The organism is Sulfurimonas sp., assembly GCF_026991475.1.
Classification (GTDB): Bacteria; Campylobacterota; Campylobacteria; order Campylobacterales; family Sulfurimonadaceae; genus Sulfurimonas.
In genome coordinates, this window is the sequence record NZ_JALXBK010000081.1 from 1 (window position 1) to 4619 (window position 4619).

Annotated in this window: 5 protein-coding genes; 4 read left to right on the top strand and 1 reads right to left on the bottom strand. The window is 34.4% G+C overall.

Features of this window, described 5'->3' with window-relative positions; genetic code table 11:
* Both MV589_RS06840 and rlmN read left to right on the top strand, forming a co-directional pair.
* Positions 1 to 525: phosphorylase family protein (locus MV589_RS06840; RefSeq protein ID WP_297433273.1), on the top strand; the 525-nt coding region annotated here is incomplete at its 5' end.
* Complete coding sequence (gene rlmN, locus MV589_RS06845; RefSeq protein ID WP_297433275.1) at positions 522 to 1610, top strand: dual-specificity RNA methyltransferase RlmN; 1089 nt, start codon at positions 522 to 524, stop codon at positions 1608 to 1610. The genes MV589_RS06840 and rlmN, both read left to right, overlap by 4 nt.
* A 551-nt stretch (positions 1611 to 2161) precedes the next feature.
* On the opposite strand, the gene MV589_RS06850 is transcribed toward rlmN, so the two are convergent.
* Complete coding sequence (locus MV589_RS06850) at positions 2162 to 3076, bottom strand: RluA family pseudouridine synthase (protein ID WP_297433277.1); 915 nt, start codon at positions 3074 to 3076, stop codon at positions 2162 to 2164.
* Between the two features lie 89 nt (positions 3077 to 3165).
* Between MV589_RS06850 and purB the strand changes: the two genes are divergently transcribed.
* Positions 3166 to 4497: an adenylosuccinate lyase gene (gene purB, locus MV589_RS06855; protein WP_297433279.1), complete on the top strand. Its 1332-nt coding sequence runs from the start codon at positions 3166 to 3168 to the stop codon at positions 4495 to 4497.
* Between the two features lie 6 nt (positions 4498 to 4503).
* Positions 4504 to 4619 (top strand): ATP cone domain-containing protein (locus tag MV589_RS10960; RefSeq protein ID WP_367271570.1); only part of this gene is annotated, 116 nt, incomplete at its 3' end.

The following is a 4619-nucleotide window of genomic DNA, read 5'->3' on the forward strand; positions in this document are numbered from 1 at the left end:
AATAGTGAAAACTTTTCATTTGCAACACCCATGGGAGTAGGGCTTATTGAGAGTGCTATAAATATAACAAGATTATGTTTGTTTGACAAACCAGAGTTTTTACTTTTTGTAGGAACTGCAGGAAGTTATGGTGGATCAAAATTATTTGACATAGTAGAATCTAAAACTGCTGCAAATATAGAACTCTCTTTTTTAAACAGTGATGCTTACACTCCACTAGACAATGTTGTTACTACTAACACAACAAACAAAAAAGATATAGTAGTGAACTCTTCAAACTATATCTCTACAAACGCAGCCCTCACAAAAAAGTTTTTAAAGCTTGGAATAGGCATTGAAAATATGGAATTTTTCTCTGTCTTAAAAGTTGCACAAGAGTTTAACATACCAGCAGGTGGCGTTTTTTGTATAACAAACTATACAAACAAAACTGCTCATGAAGATTTTTTAAAAAATCATGAAAAAGCAAAAGAATTACTAGAAATCCATGTCAAAAACAGAATTAAGGAACTTACATCCAAATGAATACAACAAAACCATCCCTTTATGACTTCAGACAAAAAGAGCTAACAGCGTTAGTCAAACCATCATTCCGTGCAAAACAAATATATGGTTGGTTATACCATCAGTATGCAGAAAATTTTGATGAGATGAAAAATATTCCTAAAGCTATGAAAGAGGAACTTGCACAAAAATATTGCATAAATCCTATGAAAATAGTGAAAAAAGAGGAGTCAAGTGACGGTACTATTAAGTATCTTTTTGAGTTACAAGATGGTAAAACAGTTGAAACTGTTTGGCTTAAAATGAAAGATGAAAAGTATGATGAAGATGGAGCACTTATACAAGAGGCAAGGTATACTATCTGCGTTTCAACACAAGTAGGGTGCAAAGTAGGGTGTGCCTTTTGTTTAACAGCTAAAGGTGGTTTTACAAGAGATTTAACAGCAGGAGAGATAGTAGCTCAAGTAGTAAATCTAAAACGAGATAACAATCACAAACATAATCGTAAGATAAACATCGTCTATATGGGAATGGGTGAACCTCTCGATAACCTCGAAAACCTAACAAAAGCCATAGAAATTTTTAAAGAAGAAGAGGGCTTAGCAATATCAGCAAAAAGGCAAACTGTTAGCACAAGTGGCCTCTCAAATAAAATAGATCAACTAGGTAAAATGGATTTAGGTGTACATATTGCAATATCACTTCATGCCGTAGATGATGCACTAAGAAGTGAACTTATTCCAATGAACAAAGCACACAATATAAACTCAATTATAGAAGCTGTAAAACGCTTTCCAATAGACACACGCAAGCGTGTTATGTTTGAGTATCTTGTTATTAAAAATAAAAATGATGATCTTGGTAGTGCTAAAAAACTTGTAAAACTACTCTCAGGTATTAAAGCAAAGGTAAACCTTATCTTTTTTAATCCTTATCCAGGTACACCATACGAGAGACCTAGCCGTGAAGATATGGTAAATTTTCAAGAGTATCTTATTAATCATGGCTTACTATCTACTATACGCGACTCTAAGGGTATTGATATCTCCGCAGCTTGTGGTCAATTAAAAGAAAAAAATCAAGATGAGATTAAGGGTAATTTTTAACAGATAAATAACAAATCCGGGAGTATAATTCCATCGAAATAGTGTTCTTGTATAGTTTCTAAACGAGAGATTTTACAAGAAGTCTAAAATTTATTAAAGGATTATTATGGGTGATTTTACTGGCGTAGATATTGGAGAAGTAATTTTATTAGTTACTGTGTTTAGTGTTGGAGTTGGTGGCTTTATCTGGGCAGCGCTAAAAGAGGACTAAATAAAGTCTATTGGAGACGACCAACACACCAGGGAGGTCGTCTATGAATGTAATAATACCCTACTAATCTTAAGAAAATATATCATCAATCTTTTTCATTCACACATTGTTCTAACTTGTGAATACTTTACAACTTTTCATCATACAAATTTAAAAATTTCCTAGAATATTAAGAGTTTTTTTATATAAATATAAACTTATAAAAACATTTATCTAAACTTAAAGTACCTATTTTAGGGACATATATAGGTTTTCACACTTTATTCACATATTTAAAAAGAAAAAAATTATCTCCATTGAAAAGTTATTCACATATGGGAATAACTTTTTTATAAACAGACTATTTTTCAGTCAAACTCTGCATCGCCACCTTCTCAAAATCAACTTTACTTTTAATATTATACTTTTCATTATAAAGTTCAAATTCTAATTCACTTGCATGAAGAAGTAGTCTTGTTGCACCAGAATTTTCAATTCTATCTTGTGGCGTTAGTTCTCTATCTAAAAAACGAATAATATTTTTCTCACTCTGTCCATAAATAGGATCACCAACTATTGGATGTTTCACGTGAAACAGATGCACTCGTATTTGATGTTGTCTTCCTGTATGTGGTGAGCACTCAATAAGCGTCATATCTTTATCTACAAAATACTTCAAAGGTCTAAAATCTGTTTTTGATGGTTTTCCAGTAGGATCAACTTTTACAACCATTCGTACAAGTGCACTCTCAGCTTGAAATCGTAAAAGTGGCTCTTCTACACAAAACTCCTCTTTCATCTCTCCATGAACAAGAGCCAAATACTTTTTTTTCATTTCACGCTCTTGAAACATCATCTTAATATCACGCTCACTTACTCTGTTTTTAGCACACAAAACAAGTCCACTTGTCTCTTGATCTATTCTATGCGCAATATTTGCATCTCGTCCAAATTGAAACTTCAACTCATCTATAAGAGAGTAGGGTGTGTTTTTAGTTTGGGGATGGATAAGAACACCACTTGGTTTATCAAAGACTACAAACTCCTCCTCTTCAAAAGTAGGTTCCAAACCTTTTGTAATTGGTTCAAAGTATATAAACTCAAACTCTCCCTCAATTTCACCTGCAGTTTTGAGCATCTTTTCACCATTGACAAGTACACGGCCCTTTGATATGAATCGTTGAGCCTCTCTTTGCGTATAGCCCAACTCATTCACAAGATACAAAAAAGCTTTTTGTTTCTTGGGCACATACATTTTTTTTATTACAAATGGCAAATTAAACTCCTTTTTAATCAACTTTTTACTATACTTTCTGTAGAATTGATTACTTAATTTATACGAATTTTAGCATAAAAGGCAAATATATGGTTGATAGATATTCCCGTCCAGAAATGGCATCAAAATGGACATACCAAGCAAAATACCAAGCATGGTTAGATGTAGAGAAAGCGGTAGTGAAAGCTTGGGCAAAACTTGGAAAAATTCCTCAAGATGATGCTGATAAGATTGTTGCAAATGGAAATTTTGATATTAAGCGTATTGATGAGATAGAAGCTGTTACTCGTCATGACCTTATTGCGTTTACAACATCAGTTTCAGAAACTCTTGGTGATGAATCACGCTGGTTTCACTATGGAATGACATCTTCTGATACTATTGACACTGCTGTAGCACTTCAAATGAAAGACTCATTATCACTCATTATTGAAGATGTAAAGATGATTATGGAATCTATCAAAAAACGAGCAATGGAACATAAAATGACTCTTATGGTTGGTCGTTCTCATGGTATTCACGGTGAGCCTATTACATTTGGTCTTGTTCTCGCTGTTTGGTATGATGAGATGAAACGCCATTTAGAAAACTTAGAGCAGACTATGGAGGTCATCTCTGTTGGTCAAGTAAGTGGAGCCATGGGTAACTTTGCACATGCACCACTTGAACTTGAAGAGTACACTTGTGCAGAGCTGGGTCTCAAACCTGCACCTGTATCAAATCAAGTTATTCAAAGAGACCGTTATGCTCGTCTTGCTTCTGCCTTAGCACTTATGGCATCTTCTATAGAAAAATTTGCGGTTCAAGTTCGCCACTGGCAACGTACAGAAGTATATGAGTGTGAAGAGTATTTTGCAAAAGGACAAAAAGGTTCTTCTGCAATGCCACATAAACGTAATCCAATTTTAACTGAAAACATAACAGGTCTAGCGAGAATGATACGCGCTTATGCAGCACCGGCTATGGAAAATGTAGCACTTTGGCACGAACGTGACATAAGTCACTCATCTACTGAGCGTTTTTGGTTGCCAGACTCTTTCATCACATCTGACTTTATGCTACACCGTATGAACAATGTTATAGCCAACCTAACAGTTTACCCTGAAAATATGATGAGAAATCTCAACTTAACAGGTGGTTTGGTTTTCTCACAACGCGTTTTACTTGAGTTGCCACTTCAAGGGGTGAGTCGTGAAGACGCATATAGAATTGTACAAAGAAACGCAATGAAAGTTTGGGAAGAGATTCAGCAGGGTCGTCCAACTACAAACGAAAAAGGTGAGTCACTTTATCTTAATCATCTTTTAGCCGATGAGGAACTTAGAAGTAAACTGAGCGAAGAGCAAATTCGTGAATGTTTTAACTATGATTATTACACTAAAAATGTAGATAATATTTTTAAAAGAGTATTTGGAGAATAGACAAAGATGATAACAGTTATAAAAAGAAATGGAAGAACAGAACCTCTTGACATTTCAAAAATACAAAAATACACTTCTGCAGCCGTCAAAGGCTTATACAATGTAAGCCAAAGTGAACTTGA